Here is a 20,040-nt window from a genome sequence, read left to right as displayed (position 1 = left end):
GTTATCACACGAGAAGGGAATGATTTGGTTTCGGGTTCAAAAAATGCGGCTATTTCATCTACTTAAACGTTTTAATAGAAACTTCGAAATAAAAATCAAAAAACATTTGCATTTTAAAAAAATAATCTTCTACTTTACGGTGTACAAAGTACACAAAGACAAGATGAATTTTAACACTTCAATTATTACAACGATTATTATTACCACCGGTATAAACCAGCGGGGCTAATTTGTTGTAAATTGAAAAAACATAAAACACAGAGAGCGTCCCGATGAAAATCGGGACGCTTTTTTTTTAACCCATGCTGAATGAAACCTGCACAAGCAACAATATAAACGATGAAATAATTTGCGCAGCATCAAACAGTTAAAACCAATATAAACTAATGAAAGTACTCAAATTCGGCGGCACATCCGTAGGTTCGGCCGAGAACATTAAAACCCTCTTACGCCTGGTTGGCGAAGAAAAACAGAAGAATAGCCCGGTAGTTGTATTATCGGCAATGAGTGGTGTAACCAATTTACTTACCGATATGGCCGAAATGGCCGAACGCGGTGAAGATTACGATACTCATTTAAAAGAAATCGAAGCAAAACACTTTGCTGTAATCCGCGCACTTTTACCTGCGGCAGCACAAAACCCTGTGTTTACGCGCCTAAAAATCTTTTTTAATGAGCTTGAAGACCTATTACAGGCCGTGGCCAATCTGCGAGAACTGAGCTTGCAGACTAAAGATCAGATTTTAAGCTATGGCGAACGTTGTTCTACCTTTATGATCAGCCATATTGCCTCAAAAAACATTGGCGATTCACTTTATGTTAATGGATCTGACCTGATTAAAACCGATAGCAACTTTGGGCAGGCAAAGGTAGATACTGAGCTAACCGAGATGCTGATTAACAATTTTTACCAGGAAAATAAAGGCAAAGTACTTTTTGTTACTGGTTTTATAGCCAGCAATGCAGCAGGCAGGGTAACAACTTTAGGTCGTGGTGGCTCTGATTATACCGCAGCGGTTTGGGGTGCAGCTTTAAATGCGGAAGAGATAGAAATATGGACGGATGTAAACGGCATGATGACCGCCGATCCACGCATGGTAAAAAAGGCCTTCTCCTTACCAGAGCTGAGCTATACCGAAGCCATGGAGCTGAGTTATTTCGGCGCAAAAGTGATCTATCCACCAACAATGATCCCTGCCTTTATGAAAAAGATTCCGATTGTGATCAAAAACACTTTCGAACCTGATTTCGCAGGAACTTATATCAAAAGCGATGTAAAAGCATCAAGTTTACCCATAAAAGGAATTTCCTCTATCGATCATATCAGCATTATCAACCTAACTGGTAGTGGTATGGTGGGTAAGGCAGGCTTTAGCGGCAGGTTATTTTCACTGCTTTCGCGCGAACAGATCAATGTAGTATTGATTACTCAATCGTCATCAGAACATAGCATTACTTTCGCGGTTAAACCAACAGATGCTTCGCAGGCCATTTCTTTAATCAAAAAAGAATTTGAGCTGGAGTTAGATGCTAAAAAGCTAGAACTGCCAGAAGTTGAAAATAACTTAGCTGTATTGGCTATTGTTGGCGAAAATATGAAACGTACTCCAGGTATGAGCGGACGTTTGTTCAGCGCTTTAGGTCGTAACGGTATCAACGTAAGGGCTATCGCTCAGGGTTCTTCAGAATATAACATCTCGGTAATTATTAGCAAAGATGACTTATCGAAAGCCGTAAATGCAGTGCATGATGCTTTTTTTACTGACCTGAAAAGAACACTAAATGTTTTCTGCCTGGGCACCGGAAATATTGGTAAAACATTATTTAACCAATTGAAAGAGCAGATGCCATTTCTGGCAGCCAATAACGATTTACAGGTTAAGATAACGGGCATCAGCAATACACGCAAAATGATTTTCAATGCTGATGGTCTTTCTTTAGAAAATTGGGAAGCGGAATTGAATACAAATGGTGAACAGGCAGATTTAGCAGGTTTTGTTGCCGAAATGAAAGCCCTAAACTTGCCAAACTGTGTTTTTGTAGATAACACAGCTGCAGAATCGCCAATCGAATTTTATCAGGGTATATTCGAAAGCAGCATTTCGGTAGTAACCTGCAATAAAAAAGGAAACTCGGCAGATTTTGCCCAGTATAAATCATTTAAAGATACAGCCCGAAAATTCGGTGTGGATTTTTATTACGAAACCAATGTTGGTGCAGGCCTGCCAATCATCCGCACCTTACGCGAGCTGATGATGAGTGGCGATAAGGTAGCGAGGATTGAAGCGATTTTATCAGGAACCATTTCTTACATCTTCAATAATTTTAACGGTGATGCCGGCTTTTACGAAACGGTAAAGGAAGCACAGGAACTGGGTTATACGGAACCAGATCCACGCGATGATTTAAATGGAAAAGATTTTATGCGTAAAATGTTGATCCTTGCCCGTGATGCTGGTTACCCATTAGAAGCCAGTGATGTGAAAATCGACAACATTTTGCCAGAAGCCTGTTTAAATGCCACATCTGTTGAAGATTTCTATTCTGAATTACAGGCTAATGCGGCTTATTTCGAAAATTTAAAAAATACCGCAGCAAATGACGGAAAGGTTTTACGTTATATCGGAAAGCTAGAGGACGGCAATGTCGAAATCAGCCTGCAAATGGTTGATGATAGCCATCCTTTTTATATGCTATCGGGAAGTGATAATATTATCTCTTTTACTACAGATCGCTACAAAATCCGCCCGTTGGTGGTAAAAGGCCCTGGTGCAGGTGCAGAAGTTACCGCTGCTGGTGTTTTTGCAGATATCATTAACGTAGGTACTTTAAATAAATAGCTAAGCCAATTAATAATGAAAAATAGTATAAAAGTTTTCGCCCCGGCAACCGTTGCAAACGTAGTTTGTGGTTTCGATGTACTGGGTTTCGCTGTAAACGAACCTGGTGATGAAGTTGAAATGCGATTTACCGATACACCAGGTGTGGTGATTAAAAGAATTACTGGCGATGATGGCCGTTTGCCTTTAGATGCAGCAAAAAATACCGTAAGTGCAAGTGTTCAGCATTATTTAAAGCATGTAAACCGTTTAGATGTAGGCGTAGAAATTGAACTGCATAAGAAAATGCCTATTGGCAGTGGATTGGGCTCAAGCTCGGCCAGTACAGTTGCTGGTTTGTTTGCCATTAACAAATTAATGGGCGACTTATTAACCACTAAAGAGCTGGTTCCCTTTGCAATGAAAGGTGAAGAACTTGCCTGTGGTTATGGCCATGCCGATAATGTTGCCCCTGCTTTGTTAGGCGGCTTTGTATTGGTAAGAAGTTACGAACCACTTGATGTGATTTCTTTACCTACTCCGGCAGGAATGTATGCGGCAATTGTTTACCCAGAAGTAGATGTACCCACCAAAGATGCACGCCAAATGATTCGCAGTAAGGTGGCATTAAAAGATGCGGTTACCCAGTGGGGAAATGTTGCAGGCTTGGTGAGTGGATTGTTTATGAACGATTTTGATCTGATTGGAAGAAGCATGAAAGACGTTCTGGTAGAGCCAACACGTTCGATTTTGATACCGGGTTTTGAAGAAATGAGAAAATTGGCTATGGAAAATGGCGCAATTGGCTTCGGAATATCAGGTTCTGGCCCATCTGTTTTCGCATTGACCAAAGATGAAGAAACGGCTAGAAAAATAACCAAATTGCAACAGCAACATTTACATAAAATAAATATTAATAGCAAAGCTTTTGTTTCTCCGGTTAACGCCGAAGGACCGAGAGTAATTTCTTAAGGCTGGAAGGTAGATGGTTTAAAGGTAGAGGGCTAAGCATCCAAAACCTTCCAACCTTCAACCTTTCAACCCTCCAACCTCATAAAAAATGAAACTATACTCAACCAACAATAAAGATTTACGTGTTTCTTTCAAAGAAGCCGTTTTTAACAGCATGCCACAGGATAAAGGCCTATATATGCCTGTTGAAATCCCTCAATTGGATGCCGAATTTATCCAGAATATTGAACAGTATTCTTTACCTGAAATTGCTTATAAAGTAGCTTCAACTTTATTAAAAGATGAGATTCCTACCGGGGATTTAAAAACTTTAATTGATGATGCCATTAATTTTGAAGCACCAGCTGTTAAATTAGATGACAAAACCTTTGTTCTCGAATTGTTCCATGGCCCATCTTTAGCTTTTAAAGATTTTGGCGCTCGTTTCATGAGCCGTGTGATGGCTTATTTCTTAAAAGATGGCGAACAACTTTTAGATGTCCTGGTGGCTACTTCGGGCGATACCGGTGGCGCAGTGGCTCTGGGTTTCTTAGGTGTACCGAATACCAGGGTAACTATTCTTTACCCAGAAGGGAAAGTGAGTCCGATACAGGAACTGCAATTAACCACCAATGGCGAGAATATCCGGGCCATTGAAGTAAAAGGCACTTTTGACGACTGCCAGGCTTTGGTTAAACAAGCTTTCGCGGATGATGAACTGAATGCTAAATTCAGATTAACTTCTGCCAATTCGATTAACATTTCGAGATTAATTCCGCAAACATTTTACTACTTCAACACCTATGCCCAACTGAAAAAACAAGGTTTTAAAGATGTGGTATTTTCGGTACCCAGTGGAAACTTTGGGAATATCGGCGCCGGTTTATTGGCATACAAACTAGGATTGCCTGTTAAACAGTTTATCGCCGCTACCAATGTTAATGATACTGTGCCACGCTTTTTAGAAAGCGGTGTTTATGAAACCAAGCCATCAACCCAAACCTACTCGAATGCCATGGATGTTGGTGCACCAAGCAATTGGGTGCGCATTATGGACCTGTTTAATCAGGATATAGAAGCAATAAAAAAAGTGGTTACTTCTTACCGTTTCACTGATGATGAAACATTAGAAGCCATCAAAGAAATTGATAGCAAATTAAACTATGTTGCTTGTCCGCATACTGCTATAGCTTATTTAGCAGTTGAAAAATACAGAAATGAAAACCCTACAGACGAGAGCGCCGCAGTTTTCTTATCTACTGCACATGCCTGCAAATTCCCTGATATTTTCCCTGCCGATATCGCGGCTAAAATAGAAATCCCTGAGCAGGTAAAAGCCTTAGAAAGCAAACCAAAACACGCTGATCAGTTAGGTGTGGATTTTGAAGGATTTAAAAATTATTTGCTTAGAGGGTAATAAGTAAAATACACTTCTATTTCGAAAGTTCGTCATTCCCAACTTGATTGGGAATCCTAATGCGAGTAACAGGCATTAAGATTCCCGCCTGCGCGGGAATGACGTATCTATCAGATTAATGTCCAGATTTCATACTCGCCTGCGCAATCCCTTTTAATCGTTTCGAACTGTAAAATACCGAAATACAAAAAGAACGCAGAATAAAAAAATCCCGATTTTCATCGGGATTCATTATTATTTATTTAGTTATTTAGTGTTTTGCGATTTCAGTGTTTTCAGCTCGCGCTGTAGCGCTTCAATCTGTTGCTGTTGCTCCTTTATACTGGCAACTAAAAGCGGAATTAAACTTTCGTAATCTACCTTAGTAATGGTGGCGCTTTTAAAAGCATTTTTGCCAGAACTATAATCTTTTGACTGCACCGAAACGATACCCGGAACGGCTGCCTTTGCGTCAACACCTACAAAACCATACTGTGGTTTGGCAGATAACTTCAGTTTTTCGGCCCAGGCTTTATCATAATTAAAACTTACCGGCTCGAGTTTAGTAACCTGGCCTAAGGCATTTTCTACAGGTTTAACATTGTTCTGCACAACTTCTTGTGCACTGATTTTTAAAGAGGCAGCGATTAACAGCACTGCAAATGAAATTGCTCGTTTCATATATATTATTTTGTAATTTTTGAAATAGAAAATTGAGTTCCACATTTTTGTGAAACAAGAAATAAACCTAAAAGATATATTTATACGGAAGGCGGCGGTGTTAAAACCTCTGGAAAGTAAGCCAATTGGAAAGAATGATCAGGAATAATCACCTTTTTTGAAGTTTGAAAGGTAAAATTGATATCGCCATGAAACATGGTCTGCTGGATAGCGTATTCGGGTTCCACTTTCTTTTCTTCCTTTTCTGTTGCATCATCGTTTGTGGATAAAAGTTCAACATTGTTGGCAGAATAGCTTAAATACGAAACCACATGGCTCACTTTTAAGAAAAAAGTTATTGCAATGCAGCTAATGAGGATGTATTTAAAGGCATAAAAATTCATTGCTGCAAATATAAGCCCTATGTATTAAAAACAATAAATTTAAGGTTAAAGTTCTGTAATAATTTCGAGCATTGCGGCAGTAGCCAGCTCCACATCAGGGGCTGATATTCTCCAGTTTACAAAAGCAGCACGTATTCCTTTCTTCCCGTTATAAAATGCTAGGGTCATAAATGCTTTTCATCGGTACCGGAGCGAAGCCCTGAAAAGCCTGACCCTTTCCCTATTTCCGGGATTGGGTAACGCTCAAATCAGTTGGCAGATAGCAATTTGCAGTAGCTTTAGACCTCGCAGGTTTTAGAAACCTGCGAAGTCTTTATAAAGATTTATTAAAAAATAGCTTTTGCAATCTTTTTAGTCTGTTCTGGGCGGCCCATGGTATAAAAGTGTAATACCGGAGCGCCAAAATCAATCAGTTCTTTACATTGTTTAATCATGGCTTCTGTACCAATTTCTTTCGCCTCGTTATTATTTTTAGCGTGCGATAGTGCATCAGTTAACTCATCGGGTAAGTCGATGTGAAAAATCTTAGGCAGCACATTTAACTGTGACAAAGTACTGATCGGTTTCAAACCTGGTATAATCGGAACATTGATATCGTTTTCCCTGCATTTCTTTACAAAATCGAAATATTTCTGGTTATCAAAAAACATCTGTGTAACAATAAATTCGGCACCCGACTCCACCTTCTTTTTCAGGTATTTGAAATCGGTATTCATATTCGGTGCTTCGAAATGCTTTTCAGGATAACCTGCAACGCCAATACAGAAATCACTTTTAAAGGTTTCCACATCTTCATGCAAGAACTTACCCTCGTTGTGGTTTTTAATGTGTTCGATTAAATCAGTGGCATAACAGTGTCCGCCAGGAGTTGGCACGAAATTCCCATCTGCCTTACGTGCATCGCCTCGCAATGCTAACACATTATCAATGCCCAAAAACTGCAGATCGATCAATGCATTTTCGGTTTCTTCCTTGGTAAATCCACCGCAAATGAGATGCGGAACGGCATCAACCTTATATTTATGAATAATAGCCGCACAAATGGCAATGGTACCCGGGCGCTTGCGGTAAGACACCTTTTGCAAGAGCCCGTTTCCCTGTTCTTTATAAATGTAATCCTCGCGGAGCGAAGTCACATCAATAAAAGGTGGATTAAACTCCAATAATGGTTCTATAGCATCATAAATCCATTGTATGCTTTGTCCTTTAACAGGAGGTAATAATTCAAAAGAGAATAAGGTTTTACCCTTTGCGCTTTTTATATGGTCTGTAATCTTCATAACCCTAATCCCGATTAATCGGGACATTAAATTTTTAATTTGTATATGATTCCCTCCCTTTAGGGGCTGGGGGTTAATAAGCTAAATTCGGACTTAACCATCGCTCCACTTCTTCAATCGGCATATCTTTTCTGATGGCGTAATCTTCAATCTGGTCTTTGGTTATTTTTCCTAATCCAAAATACCTCGAATCGGGGTGTGCGAAATAAAACCCGCTTACCGCTGCTGTTGGGTACATTGCATAACTTTCGGTTAAATGTAGTCCGATTTTATTCTCCGCATCAAGTAACTGGAATAAAGTTCCCTTTTCGGTGTGCTCCGGGCAGGCAGGATAACCTGGCGCTGGACGGATACCTGCGTATTCTTCTTTAATCAATTCCTGGTTGCTCAAATTTTCATCCTGTGCATAACCCCAATATTCTTTACGTACACGTTCGTGCAAGCGTTCTGCAAAAGCCTCAGCTAAACGATCGGCCAGTGCTTTGGCCATGATGCTGTTATAATCATCGTAATTGGATTCAAACTCATTCACCAGTTCATCAATCCCGATACCTGCCGTTACTGCAAAACCACCAAAATAATCCTGAATACCACTTTCCTTCGGTGCAATAAAATCAGATAAGGCATAATAAGGCTGCCCATCTACCTTTTCGGCCTGCTGGCGGAGGGTGTGTATTTTAACAAGTTTGGAGTTTGAAGTTTGGGGTTTGGAGTCTCCCAACTCAACACTCTCAACTCTCAACTCGATGTCGTCTCCTACGGTATTTGCTGGCCAAAAACCGATTACGGCCCTTGCTGTTAACAGTTTTTCGTCGAGGATGCGTTTTAATAATGTCTGTGCATCATCAAAAAGTTTCTTTGCTTCGTCGCCTACATTTTTATCATCGAAAATTTTCGGATAACTGCCACGAAGTTCCCAGGTATGGAAAAACGGTGTCCAATCGATATATGGAACCAGTTCTTCTAAAGGGTAATTATCGAAAACCCTTGTACCTGTAAATTCTGGTACAGGTAAGTTTGGCTGAAAATCGATCTTAAATTTATTTTCGCGGGCTTCTTCAAGCGTTTTAAAACGTTTATCCGATCGCTTGTTTAAATGCGCTTCGCGGGCTTTGTCATATTCTGCCCTGATGCCTGCCACATAATCGTCTTTTGTTTCAGGATTCATTAAGGTGCTGCAAACGGTAACGCTTCTCGAAGCATCTAACACATGAATAGCTGGGCCCGAATAATTCGGCGCTACTTTTACCGCAGCGTGAATTCTTGAGGTTGTGGCTCCTCCGATAATTAATGGAATGGTAAAACCTTCGCGCTCCATCTCTTTGGCAAAATGAACCATTTCATCCAGCGATGGCGTAATCAATCCACTTAAACCAATAATATCGGCATTTATTTCTTTGGCTTTTTTAATGATTTCCTGTGCGGGAACCATCACACCCATATCTACAATTTCGAAGTTATTACAGGCCAATACCACACCCACAATATTTTTTCCAATATCATGCACATCGCCTTTTACAGTGGCCATTAATACTCTTCCTGCTGATGAACTTTGATTTCGATCGGGGTTATCTAATTTCTCCTGTTCGATAAATGGCAATAAATAGGCTACAGCCTTTTTCATTACCCTTGCCGATTTTACTACCTGAGGTAAGAACATCTTTCCGGCACCGAATAAATCACCAACGATGTTCATTCCATCCATCAATGGCCCTTCGATTACCTGAATAGGGCGGGCATATTTTTGTCTGGCTTCTTCCACATCATCATCCAGATACTCAACAATTCCCTTTACCAGTGAATGCGACAATCTTTGTTCAACAGGGCCTTTTCTCCACTCTTCATCTTTAACTATCTCTTTACCTTTCGATTTTACCGTATCGGCATATTCTACCAATCGCTCTGTTGCATCATCTCTACGGTTTAACAGTACGTCTTCTACCCTTTCTAATAATTCGGGTGGAATTTCCTGATAAACCTCTAACATCCCTGCGTTTACGATCCCCATATCTAAACCGGCCTGAATGGCATGATAAAGAAATGCGGAGTGCATTGCCTCACGAACGGTATTGTTCCCCCTAAAAGAGAAAGAAATGTTGGAAACCCCTCCACTCACTTTAGCATGAGGTAAGTTTTCTTTGATCCAACGGGTGGCATTTATAAAATCGACAGCATAATTATTATGCTCCTCCAATCCTGTTGCCACGGTTAAGATATTGGGATCAAAAATAATATCCTCTGGCGGGAAACCAATTTCGTGTACCAGGATATCGTAACTTCTTTTACAGATTTCTTTTCTACGCTCGTAATTATCGGCCTGCCCTTGCTCATCAAAAGCCATTACCACCACAGCAGCGCCATATTGCATAATTTTACGGGCACTTTCGCGGAATTTATCTTCACCCTCTTTTAGTGAAATAGAGTTTACAATTCCCTTTCCCTGCAAACATTTTAAGCCATTTTCAATAACCGACCATTTAGATGAATCGACCATGATGGGCAATTTGGCAATATCTGGTTCGGAAGCAATGAGGTTTAAAAACTTGGTCATTGCCGCTTCCGAATCCAACATCCCTTCATCCATATTCACATCGATTACTTGTGCACCACCTTCAACCTGTTGCAATGCAACGGCCAATGCAGCTTCATAATCGCCACCCAAAATCAGTTTAGAGAATTTTGGGGATCCGGTAATATTTGTTCTTTCACCAATATTTACAAAAATACTTTCTGGGGTGATGGTTACAGGCTCTAATCCGCTTAAACGCATATATGGTTCAAGAACCGGTATTTTCCGCGGTTCAGCTTTTCTCGCATTTTTGGCAATACAGCCAATATGCTCTGGCGTGGTACCACAACAGCCACCAACAATGTTTACAAAACCTGAAGAAATAAAATCGTCAACCAAATGTGCCGTTTCATGCGGCTGCTCATCGTAAGCACCAAACTCATTTGGTAAACCAGCATTTGGGTAAGCCGAAACATAACAGCCAGCTTTTGCAGCAAGCTCCTCAATATGCGGGCGCATTTCTTTAGCACCCAAAGCACAGTTAAAACCAATACTTAGTGGTTTTGCATGCATTACAGAGTTTAAGAAAGCTTCGGCAGTTTGACCTGAAAGTGTTCTTCCGGAGGCATCGGTAATGGTACCGGAAATCATGATCTCCAATTTACGGCCAATTACCTCTTCATATTTTTTAATGGCTACAATAGCCACTTTAGCATTTAAAGTATCAAAGATGGTTTCGATTAATAATACATCAGAACCACCATCTACCAAACCACGCACCTGCTCATAATAAGCTTCTTCGAGTTCATCAAAATAAACTGCCCTAAAACCAGGATCGTTTACATTCGGCGACATGGAAAGGGTACGGTTGGTTGGGCCAATAGCACCGGCAACAAAACATTTACGGTCTGGATTTGCCGCCATAAATTCGTTTACAGCTTCTTTTGCCACACGTGCACCTTCAAAACTCATTTCGTAAGAAAGGTCTTCCATCTGGTAATCGGCCATGGAAATGCGCTGGGTACTGAACGTATTGGTTTCGATAATGTCGGCACCAGACGCCAGGTACTCCAGGTGTATCGTTTTTATAATATCCGGACGTGTGATGTTGAGCAAATCGTTATTGCCTTTTACATCACAGGGATGGTTTTTAAATCGCTCCCCTCTAAAATCTTCTTCGGTTAAGGTATATCGCTGAATCATGGTACCCATTGCACCATCAATCACCAAAATACGTTTTTCTAATTCTTCTCTTATACCCATTTGTTGTTGTAAGATTTGAGATATGAGATGTTAGATGTTAGATGTTAGATATCAGATGCTAGATATATGAGATCGGGTTAGACGCTATGTCTCAAATCTCAAGTCTATTGTCTCAAATCTATTGTCTCAAATCTAGTGTCTCAAGTCTCCAAAAGGCTTATCTTAAAAGTTGGTACGTGAATCGTAATCCTAAACTTATCTGGTCCCGAATTTATTCGGGATAGAATTTAGCACCTTGTATGGTTACAGGTTGCTAAGACTTCGTTGGGTCTAATCCCTCCGTCTTTCTTAATAAGCATACAAAAATGCAACAAAGCTACATCAATTCCAAAAATTATCGCTTAGCTACCAAATAAAATTACAAAGGCCACGCAAAACTGCGCGGCCTTAAGAATATTGTTCTGTTTTTTAGGTTTATCTTCTGTTACCGAAAATACGTAACAGCGACAAAAACAAGTTGATAAAAGTAATGTAAAGCGACAACGCACCCATGATTGCTAATTTTTTGCTTTCATTTACACCTAGAGCGTTTCCATTTTCATCCAAACCTTCGCCTATTCTTTTAAGCTCCTGAACTTTATATGCAGTTAATGCAGTAAAAATCGCCACTCCGATAAATCCCATGATGTAGCCTAATGTTGAGCTACCCAAAAACATATTGATTATGCTAATGATCACTAAACCGATTACACCTGCAAATAATATAGGGCCAAATTTACTTAAATCGGTATCTGTGGTATATCCCATTATCGCCATTACTGCAAATATCGCGGCGGCTGCAGCAAAACTGATTACAACTGATGGCAAAGAATAGGTTAACAAGATAAAGCTGAGCATTACTCCAGTTAATATAGAATAAAGCAAAAACACACCTATTAACGCCTGATAAGACATTCGTTGCATACCAGCACCCATCAAGAATACTAATCCTAGTGGAGCAAATATTGCAATGTAACCTAAAACAGTAAAGCCACCCTTACCCGTTTGTGGGTTATAAGATAAAAGATAATCCAATACTGCCGGTGTACTGGCGATAAAGTAAGCTGCAACTGTAGAAACAGCTAATGCGACAAACATCCATAAGAAAACATTTCCGAAGAAACGTTTAGATGCGGATCTTTCCTGTACAAAAACACTGTCTTTTTGATATTGATAATTTTGTTGTTCCATTTTAAATTTTGTGTATTTAACTATATAAAAATAAATATTTAGTTCAATCTTTTTGTCAGCAGTTCTTCAACTTTTTTAAAGAACTGTAAAGGTTTTAATGTACGCCACGGCAGATCATCAAAAGCACCACCAAAGTTAATGTAATAATCGATGTTATTATCGCGAAACTCGGTGATTACATGTTCCTGAAAGTTTACCCCAACAATCCAGCCATCTTCTACTTCCTGAAACCACTCTTCGTAATAACTATCGTCAGAAGCATGGAAATTTAGCACATTTTCTCCGATCAGGATAAACTTATTAATGCCTTCATCCATCATCAGTTCTAAAATGTCGCGCTTCATTAACATGATATCATTATTAATGGCATCGTTCCACTCCCCTATAAACTCTATAATGGCATAACTGCGATCATAATCGGCATATAACACCTTCATATATAGGGTATTCGAACCAAACTCATCCCACTGTGGGTGCAATAAAAAGTTATAAATCTGCTTATCGAAGTAAAGTTCTGAATATTCGGTGTTATAAAATGGCGAACGCTCATCTTCTGCCGAAATATAATCATCTCTCCATTGGTAATAAGGCTCAATTTCGTGCATATACTTTAATTATTGAATGAGTGAGTTTTGAATGATTGAATGTTAAAGTTATTCCTACATTTTATCATTCACTCCTTCTATCCTTCTCTCATTTCTTAGTGTCCTGCTTCAACTGCTTTACGCACACTTCCATAACGGGTTAACAATTCGGCGGCTTCATCATAACCAATGTTTAGCTCATCGGCAACCATTTGTGTACCACGATCTACCAGTTTATGATTGGTTAACTGCATATCAACCATTTTATTGCCAACAACACGCCCTAGCTGAACCATAACAGTCGTGCTTAACATGTTTAACACCATTTTCTGCGCTGTACCAGATTTCATGCGGGTAGAACCGGTAACAAACTCAGGGCCAACCACCACTTCAACCGGAAAATCTGATTCTGCAGCAATAGGTCCGCCGATATTACAAACAATGCAACCCGTTAAAATACCATGCTTACGTGCTGTGTTTAATCCACCAATTACATATGGAGTTGTACCAGATGCTGCCAGGCCAACCAAACAATCTTTTTCGTTAATATTAAATTCCTGCAAATCCTTCCAGGCTTGTTCGGCATCATCTTCAGCAAATTCTACCGCTCTTCTAATGGCAGTATCCCCACCAGCAATAATTCCTACAACCCAATCAAAAGGAACACCGTATGTAGGTGGGCATTCGGATGCGTCTACTACACCTAAACGACCACTTGTACCTGCTCCTATATAAAAAAGACGACCACCTTTTTTCATTCGCTCGGCAACTGCCGAAGTTAATTTTTCGATCTGAGGCAAACATTTTTCAACTGCAAATGCTACAGTTTTATCTTCGTTATTAATGCCCTGCAAAACTTCTAACACCGACATCTTATCGATGTGATCATAGTTAGATTCTTGCTCGGTAACTCTATTCATAAATTTAATTTTGATAAAATTCGGTAAATTCTTTCTAAAAACTGCGCTAAAAACCCAAAAATATGTGTCATAAATTTCAAGCGAGGCTTTCTGTGCGTTAATTAATGTTAAATATTATAAACAAAAGACATGAAAATGCAGTTAAAAAATATATCAACTCGCTAATTTTCATAAATTTGCATTAACGCTGATGAAAAAAAATACCCGAAACAACATACTGATTGCTGTGAGCTATTCTGTAATTTTAATAGTGGGTATGTTTTTGGGCATAAAATTTATTAAAGACCAGGGCTTTGGCGTTAAAAAAAGTCCTCAGCTAGCCAGCAATAGCGACGAAAAATTAAACGAAATTTTACACATCATCAACGGCAATTATGTTGATGACATCAATACCGATTCGCTTCAAAATTTACCCATCGACAGCGTTTTACACCAACTAGATCCACATAGTGTTTACTTGCCGCCAACAGATGCGCAAGAAATGACCGATAACCTGGAAGGGAACTTTGAAGGTGTAGGCATAGAATATTATATGCTTAACGATACCATGATGGTTACCGGCGTGGTTAAAGATGGGCCGGCTTACCTGGCGGGGATAAAATTAGGAGATAAGATCTTGAGTATCGATACCGCAGTAGTAAGCGGAAGAAATTTACCAAAAGATCAACTTACCGGTCGTTTTAAAGGCAGATCTGGTACTGGTGTGAGCGTAGTGCTTTTACACCCAGGGGTTCCGCAAAGTAACCGCATTATGGTTACCCGTGGTAAAGTAAACATCAGTAGTATTGATGCCGCCTACATGATTAACAACGAAACCGGTTATGTGCGGATTAGTAAGTTTGGCGCCAATACCGATAACGATTTCTCTGTTGCAGCCAATAACCTGAAAGCAAGGGGTATGAAAAAGCTGATTCTTGATTTGCGCGATAACGGAGGTGGCTATTTTACTGCAGCTACAGGTTTGGCCGATCAGTTTTTGGGCGAGAACAAACTTATAGTATATACACAGGGTAAACATGAACCACGTACCGATTACTTTTCTACAGGCACTGGTGCTTTTCAAAATGGTAAACTGGCTATTTTGATTAATGAAAATACGGCTTCTGCGAGCGAAATTGTAGCTGGAGCGATCCAGGATTTGGGGCGCGGGATTATTGTTGGCCGCCGCTCTTTTGGCAAAGGTTTGGTACAGGAACAATTTGCTTTTGGCGACGGTTCTGCATTGAATTTAACCATTGCAAGATATTACACACCATCGGGGCGTAGCATTCAAAAATCGTACAAGAAAGGTTACGATGCCTACAAACATGAATTAGACGAACGCATGATGGACGGAGAGCTTACCGGAGACCGGACTTCTTTTCAAGATTCTATTGAGAAAACTGAGGGTGTAAATATTCAACCAAACAGAAAGGTTAAACCGATTGGCGGTATCCAACCAGATGTATTTGTGAAATTAGACACGAGTGGCTACAATAAGTTTTACAGTAATTTAGTGAGCAAAAAAGTGCTTTCTGATTATGTATTTAATGTGCTTACCAATAAATATAGCGCCAGTTTTGTAGAACAGAACATCAACATCTTTACTGTAAACGATAACGACTTTAAAGATTTTATCGGGTTTCTTCAACGCAAAAATGTAGCGATAGACCGTTTTCAATTGTACAATTCGAAAAATGTGATCTTAAACGACCTTAAAGCTTTGCTTTGTCGCTATTATCTTGGCGATGTGGGCTATTACAAAGCATCAAACCAGACCGACAATGCGGTAAGGCAAGCACTTCTTAACCTTCAATAGCCATATTTTATATTTCGCAGAGGATAGACCCACCGCCTATATTAAATTTTAATTTCAAAAAACACATACTAAACAATATAATATTCTTATTTTAAATCGAATAATAATACTATATTTTGTTTTATTAATTTTGCCAGCAAATCATATCAGGTATGGAAGCGAGCAAATTACAGGAAAAAGATCAACAGGTATTAAATGATCTGTTAGAGCATGTTAAGGAACAGACCGATTTATTTTTAGGTTATCCCGTTTCTAAAGACTTCGATTATCAGGCACTTTCTGATTTTTTAAAATATCCGATGAATAACCTCGGCGATCCTTTCGTTACTTCGACCTATGGCGTAGGCTCGCGTGAGCTGGAAAAAGAAGTAGTCCGGTTTTTTGCCGAACTTTTCCGTGCTCCTGCTGATAATTGGTGGGGTTATGTAACCAATGGGGGCTCAGAAGGCAATCTCTATGGCTTATACCTTGCCCGTGAGTTACATCCAAAGGGAATGGTTTATTACTCTGAAGCTACACATTATAGTGTGCAAAAGAATCTGCATTTACTCAACATGTCAAACATCGTCATTCGTACCCAGGAAAACGGAGAAATCGATTACGAAGACCTTGAATACACCATTAAGATGAACCGCCACATGCCCGTTATTATTATGGCCAATATTGGCACCACCATGACCGAAGCACGTGATGATGTGGCCAAAATTAAAACCATTTTAAAAAAACTGGCTATCCAGCATTATTATATCCACGCTGATGCGGCACTTTCTGGCACCTACAGTGCATTAATTGAACCAAGACCAGCATTCGACTTTGAAGATGGTGCAGACAGCATTGCCATTAGTGGCCACAAATTTTTTGGTTCGCCGATGCCTTGCGGAGTGGTGATTGCCAAAAAATCGAATCGTGATCGGATTGCCCGTTCAGTGGCTTACATCGGAAGTGTTGATACCACTATTACCGGATCCAGAAATGGCCATAGCCCTTTATTTTTATGGTACACCATTAAACGTTTGGGTATAGCAGGTTTAAAAAGCAGGGCTATGCACAGTTTAGCAACAGCAGTTTATACAGAAAACAGACTTAAAGAGATTGGCATAGCTGCATGGCGAAATGCAAATGCCATTACCGTAAACTTCCCTACCCCATCTGCAACAATCTGTAAAAAATGGCAACTGGCAGCAGAACAGGGCAATTCACATATCATCTGTATGCCAAATGTAATGCAATCGCATATCGACCTTTTAATTGCTGACCTTGAAGCTGAAATTGTGTTGCAGGATTGACGCTATATAAACATTTCAATAACCCAGATGTTTAATAACGATACTAAATTAGTAATTGAAAAACATTAAACGGATCTAGATGAATTTAACGCTAAGGTTAGCATAAATTAAACATAGGGATAATATGCATTCAGGCTAAACCCTTAAATTAGCATCCTAATTAATCTAGCATGATAGAAACTGAACGCCTCATTTTAAAGCCCTTAACACACGACCAGCTTTTAAAATATATTAAAGATGATCATTCATTAGAACAAGAGTTTGGCCTTTTGCCAACTAAGAAAAACATTTCTCCTTCTCTTCACGATGCCTTAGAACAGACCATTTTACCTAACGTTTTCGATAAGGATAAAGATTATCTGTACCATACTTTATGGACAATCATATCCAAAACCGATCATAGAATGGTAGGCGATATCTGTTTTGTTGGGGAGCCTGATCCAAATGGTGAAATTGAAATAGGTTATGGTACTTACGAGGAATTTAGAGGTAAGGGCTTTATGACCGAAGCGGTTGGCCGATTAATAGAATGGGCAAAAGAGCAAGCCAAAGTAAAATCCGTTTTTGCCGCCACCACAAAAGACAATGTGGCCTCTTATTCTATTTTAGAAAAAAACAACTTTATCCATATTGGAGAAGTTGATGATATGTTAAGTTGGAAAATTGAATTTAAATAATTTAAATCAATTGCGTTCGTTTGCATAAAGACACTCTTTTTATTTTTAAAATTGACCATTAAACTTTATCCTATGCGTTATCTTTTTTCCTTTTTACTTTGTTTATCCAGCTTTGCCTCTTTCGCGCAAAACCCGAAATTAAAAATCAAACATTTAACAGGCGATCTTTATGTTTATACCTCGTACAACACCTATAAAGGTGCTTTAACAGATGCAAATGCCGTGTACCTGGTTACCAATAAAGGCGTTGTAGTAATCGATGCGCCTTGGGACGCAACACAATTCCAGCCATTTTTAGATTCTATACAGGCTAAACACCACCAAAAAGTAGTGCTGGCCATTGCCACACATTCGCACGGCGACCGCGCAGGTGGTTTGGCTTTTTTTAAAAGCAAGGGCATAAAAACATATACCAATAAATTAACCGACGAGATATTGAAGACCAACAAAGAACCCCGCGCGGAATATACTTTTACCAACGACACAACTTTTACAGTAGGGCAGTACAAAATAAACACCTACTATGCTGGCAAGGGGCATACAAAGGATAATCTGGTGGTTTGGTTTCCAAAAGATAAAGTCTTGTTCGGCGGTTGCCTGATTAAAAGCACCGAAGCAAATGATTTGGGTTATATTGCAGAGTCCGATTTAGCCGCATGGCCAAAAAGCATAGAAAATTTAAAGCAGAAATATCCTGAGACCAAATTTGTGATTACCGGGCACGATGCCTGGGGGAATAGGGAATCTTTAGATCATACACAAAAGCTCTTGAAGGAGAAAAAGTAGAACTTACCCATGTTACTACACAGCTAAAAGATGCTGAAACAAGTTACTAATGACAGCCATGACACGCTACACATCTGCCCCCTGGTTATCTGGCCTAGCAGCTTTTCATAGGAAAAAGCACGAAAAGCTTTGCTCCCACTTTCATAATCCACAGCACAAGGCAGAATCAAGCGAGAGCGTAGGGAATAGGTAAGGTTAAGAGCCTAGATACTGCCACAATTAAGGTTTTCGTAGGTTTTTACAAGAAAAGCTGCAAGCCTTTCAGTTATGCCTTAGTGTTTGTTGTTTTTAACGGCTGGCATGCTTTCGCTGCGCTCAGGTTGTTACTTTTTCATCAAGGAAAAAGTAAGAGCCTTTTCGGCGGCGGCGAGCCGAGGCAAGCCCGAGCTTGGGCCAAACACTACACTATCTAAGGCATAACAGCAGGCGCTTTAAGATTCCCGCCTGCGCGGGAATGACGAAACGCCCAAATCTGCCATCAAAACTCCCTTGTTTTTTCTTAAAACTGACCTCTCAGCATGACAGTCCTTTTATAAAAATTTCCGGTTGCTACAGTGCAATTTCAAACAGGCTTAAACTAATTCCTTCATAGTGTTTTGGTAATCCGTCAGTTTTTTCCATAGTTACTACGCCTACATAATCAAAACCACAAGCCGTATAATATTCGAGCAGTTTTTTATTGTCAGCCCAAGTATCCATTCTGATAAATTTAATGCTGTTCTTTACTGCGTAATCTTTGGCCCATTTGATAATTTCCTTAACAAAAGAATAGCCCCTAAATTCGGGATGGGTTACAATCCTGTGGATGTAAATCGAATCATGATCCCGTTCTCCCCAAATTAACTGATCGTTAAACGTAACAGCAAATACACAAGCTACCACCCCATCTACAAGAATTTTATATTGGCGGTTTTCATCAATTTCGGTTTGCACCATTTTTCTGTCAAAGCCTTGCCAATGTTTGTTGAACACCTTTTTTTGATGGGCAATAGCCATATCATAAAATTCGAAAATGGTATCGATGTCAGCTGCCAGGCTGTTTTGTACTTGTAATTGCATGAAGTAAAGGTAAGGGTAAATTATAAGGACATATAAAAAGCTGCTGTCATTTTGAGGGATAATTATTGTATAAAAATCAATATAAATGACAGCAATTGATCTACGCGTAAAAATGCCCTCGAGTTATCGTCATTTCGAGCGGAGTGCAACGCAGTCGAGAAATCTGTCTAAATAGATCTCTTGGAGTTGCTACATTTGACTAGAGGGATTTACTTGTCAGATTTAAACATTAAACTTTAAATTTGAATATATGAGCAAACGAATATTTGATGAGCCTTTTAAAAGAATGGCTTTGGATCTGGCCCATGCCCGCGGTTCGATAAAGGATGTTGCAATAGAATTGGGTATAAGTTCGAACCTTTTAAGTAAATGGAAAGAGCGCGAAGGAATTGCAAAAGCTGATACTACAAGCCTTAGCGAGGACCAGCAATTGATCCGGAAACTTCAAAAGGAGCTTAAAGAAGCCCAGCTGGAACGT

Annotated in this window: 17 protein-coding genes and 1 riboswitch; of the genes, 8 read left to right on the top strand and 9 right to left on the bottom strand. The window is 39.7% G+C overall.

Translation table 11 applies throughout. The features are described from left to right. Positions 1-386: 386 nt before the first annotated feature. The 3 genes from thrA (at position 387) to thrC (ending at position 5,187) form a co-directional block, all read left to right on the top strand. The gene (gene thrA, locus EZ456_RS20010) at positions 387-2,840 is read left to right on the top strand and encodes a bifunctional aspartate kinase/homoserine dehydrogenase I (RefSeq protein ID WP_131533220.1); all 2,454 of its coding nucleotides are present in this window, start codon (positions 387-389) and stop codon (positions 2,838-2,840) included. Positions 2,841-2,855: 15 nt separating this feature from the next. Then, positions 2,856-3,791, top strand: coding sequence for a homoserine kinase (locus EZ456_RS20005; protein WP_131533218.1), 936 nt, complete (start codon positions 2,856-2,858; stop codon positions 3,789-3,791). A gap of 88 nt (positions 3,792-3,879) precedes the next feature. Continuing rightward, complete coding sequence (gene thrC, locus EZ456_RS20000) at positions 3,880-5,187, top strand: threonine synthase (RefSeq protein WP_131533216.1); 1,308 nt, start codon at positions 3,880-3,882, stop codon at positions 5,185-5,187. A 246-nt stretch (positions 5,188-5,433) separates the two neighbouring features. Here thrC and EZ456_RS19995 read toward each other — a convergent pair whose 3' ends face one another. From EZ456_RS19995 to murQ, 8 genes are all read right to left on the bottom strand, one after another. Further along, complete coding sequence (locus EZ456_RS19995) at positions 5,434-5,847, bottom strand: tail fiber domain-containing protein (RefSeq protein WP_165501384.1); 414 nt, start codon at positions 5,845-5,847, stop codon at positions 5,434-5,436. Positions 5,848-5,927: 80 nt separating this feature from the next. Beyond that, positions 5,928-6,230: a hypothetical protein gene (locus EZ456_RS19990; protein WP_131533214.1), complete on the bottom strand. Its 303-nt coding sequence runs from the start codon at positions 6,228-6,230 to the stop codon at positions 5,928-5,930. 45 nt (positions 6,231-6,275) lie between these two features. After that, positions 6,276-6,398, bottom strand: a complete 123-nt coding sequence (locus tag EZ456_RS25680) for a hypothetical protein (protein ID WP_262712012.1) — start codon at positions 6,396-6,398, stop codon at positions 6,276-6,278. Positions 6,399-6,556: 158 nt separating this feature from the next. Beyond that, on the bottom strand, positions 6,557-7,510 hold the full coding sequence (metF, locus tag EZ456_RS19985; RefSeq protein WP_131533213.1) for a methylenetetrahydrofolate reductase [NAD(P)H]: 954 nt from the start codon (positions 7,508-7,510) through the stop codon (positions 6,557-6,559). Between the two features lie 73 nt (positions 7,511-7,583). Continuing rightward, entirely contained in the window at positions 7,584-11,282 is a 3,699-nt protein-coding gene (gene metH / locus EZ456_RS19980) for a methionine synthase (RefSeq protein WP_131533212.1), read from the bottom strand. 192 nt (positions 11,283-11,474) lie between these two features. Then, positions 11,475-11,580, bottom strand: a riboswitch (SAM riboswitch). Positions 11,581-11,696: 116 nt separating this feature from the next. After that, positions 11,697-12,452, bottom strand: a complete 756-nt coding sequence (locus EZ456_RS19975) for a Bax inhibitor-1/YccA family protein (protein WP_131533211.1) — start codon at positions 12,450-12,452, stop codon at positions 11,697-11,699. A gap of 38 nt (positions 12,453-12,490) precedes the next feature. Next, complete coding sequence (locus EZ456_RS19970; protein ID WP_131533209.1) at positions 12,491-13,057, bottom strand: hypothetical protein; 567 nt, start codon at positions 13,055-13,057, stop codon at positions 12,491-12,493. A 95-nt stretch (positions 13,058-13,152) separates the two neighbouring features. Beyond that, positions 13,153-13,956: an N-acetylmuramic acid 6-phosphate etherase gene (murQ, locus tag EZ456_RS19965; protein WP_131533207.1), complete on the bottom strand. Its 804-nt coding sequence runs from the start codon at positions 13,954-13,956 to the stop codon at positions 13,153-13,155. 190 nt (positions 13,957-14,146) lie between these two features. Between murQ and EZ456_RS19960 the strand changes: the two genes are divergently transcribed. The 4 genes from EZ456_RS19960 to blaB1PEDO all read left to right on the top strand — a co-directional run bounded on the left by EZ456_RS19960 (position 14,147) and on the right by blaB1PEDO (position 18,503). After that, on the top strand, positions 14,147-15,754 hold the full coding sequence (locus EZ456_RS19960) for a S41 family peptidase (RefSeq protein ID WP_131533206.1): 1,608 nt from the start codon (positions 14,147-14,149) through the stop codon (positions 15,752-15,754). A gap of 152 nt (positions 15,755-15,906) precedes the next feature. Next, positions 15,907-17,040: a histidine decarboxylase gene (locus EZ456_RS19955; protein ID WP_131533205.1), complete on the top strand. Its 1,134-nt coding sequence runs from the start codon at positions 15,907-15,909 to the stop codon at positions 17,038-17,040. A gap of 170 nt (positions 17,041-17,210) precedes the next feature. Then, positions 17,211-17,717, top strand: coding sequence for a GNAT family N-acetyltransferase (locus tag EZ456_RS19950; protein WP_131533203.1), 507 nt, complete (start codon positions 17,211-17,213; stop codon positions 17,715-17,717). Positions 17,718-17,789: 72 nt separating this feature from the next. Further along, positions 17,790-18,503, top strand: a complete 714-nt coding sequence (blaB1PEDO, locus tag EZ456_RS19945) for a PEDO-3 family subclass B1 metallo-beta-lactamase (protein WP_131533201.1) — start codon at positions 17,790-17,792, stop codon at positions 18,501-18,503. Between the two features lie 549 nt (positions 18,504-19,052). Here the strand turns inward: blaB1PEDO and EZ456_RS19940 are convergent. After that, entirely contained in the window at positions 19,053-19,562 is a 510-nt protein-coding gene (locus EZ456_RS19940; RefSeq protein WP_131533199.1) for a GNAT family N-acetyltransferase, read from the bottom strand. 250 nt (positions 19,563-19,812) lie between these two features. On the opposite strand from EZ456_RS19940, the gene EZ456_RS19935 reads away from it, so the two are divergent. Beyond that, positions 19,813-20,040: transposase (locus EZ456_RS19935; protein WP_165501373.1), on the top strand; the 228-nt coding region annotated here is incomplete at its 3' end.

It is taken from the genome of Pedobacter psychrodurus, assembly GCF_004331735.1.
Lineage (GTDB): Bacteria > Bacteroidota > Bacteroidia > Sphingobacteriales > Sphingobacteriaceae > Pedobacter > Pedobacter psychrodurus.
Note: the sequence above shows the minus strand (reverse complement) of the source record. Positions and strands in the feature narration are given on the sequence as shown.